This window comes from Pseudomonas sp. NPDC087690 (genome assembly GCF_044743175.1).
In the GTDB taxonomy this organism is placed as follows: Bacteria; Pseudomonadota; Gammaproteobacteria; order Pseudomonadales; family Pseudomonadaceae; genus Aquipseudomonas.
Genome location: NZ_JBIUVX010000089.1, coordinates 1 through 929 on the forward strand (window position 1 = coordinate 1; position 929 = coordinate 929).

2 protein-coding genes are annotated in these 929 nt (G+C 57.8%); both read left to right on the plus strand.

From position 1 onward, the window contains the following. The coding region (locus tag ACIPIZ_RS29365) for an NADH-quinone oxidoreductase subunit B (RefSeq protein ID WP_401169000.1) at window positions 1–521 on the plus strand (521 nt) is incomplete at its 5' end. A 74-nt stretch (window positions 522–595) separates the two neighbouring features. Continuing rightward, a partial coding sequence (locus tag ACIPIZ_RS29370; protein WP_401169003.1) for an NADH-quinone oxidoreductase subunit C occupies window positions 596–929 on the plus strand: 334 nt, incomplete at its 3' end.

The following is a 929-nucleotide window of genomic DNA, read 5'->3' on the forward strand; positions in this document are numbered from 1 at the left end:
GGGGACGTAAGAACTCCCTGTGGCCGTACAACTTCGGCCTGTCGTGCTGCTACGTGGAAATGACCACCGCCTTCACGGCGCCCCACGACATCGCGCGCTTTGGCGCCGAAGTGATCCGGGCATCGCCGCGTCAGGCCGACTTCATGGTTATCGCCGGTACCTGCTTCATCAAGATGGCGCCGATCATTCAGCGTCTCTACGAGCAGATGCTCGAGCCGAAGTGGGTTATCTCCATGGGTTCGTGCGCCAACTCCGGTGGCATGTACGACATCTACTCTGTGGTTCAAGGGGTGGACAAGTTCCTGCCCGTGGACGTCTACGTACCTGGCTGCCCGCCCCGTCCAGAAGCATTTCTGCAAGGCTTGATGCTGTTGCAGGAATCGATTGGACAGGAGCGTCGTCCGCTTTCCTGGGTCGTTGGTGATCAAGGCGTTTATCGCGCCGACATGCCTTCGCAGAAGGAACAGCGCCGCGAACAGCGAATCGCAGTCACCAATCTGCGCAGCCCTGACGAAGTCTGATCCAGATCTGTTCTTAAAAAAGAAACGAGAAGCTGGCTTCATTCTTTACGTTGACCGAAAGCGAAAAAATAACCATGACTACAGGCAGCGCTCTGTACATCCCGCCTTATAAGGCAGACGACCAGGATGTGGTCGTTGAATTGAACAACCGTTTTGGCGCCGAAGCGTTCACCGCTCAGTCGACCCGCACCGGCATGCCGGTGCTGTGGGTTGCGCGCGCCAGGCTCGTTGAAGTCCTGACTTTCCTGCGCAACCTGCCCAAGCCGTACGTCATGCTCTATGACCTGCACGGCGTGGACGAGCGTCTGCGCACCAAGCGTCAAGGCCTGCCGAGCGACGCCGAGTTCACCGTGTTCTATCACCTCATGTCGCTGGAGCGTAATAGTGACGTGATGATCAAGGTCGCCT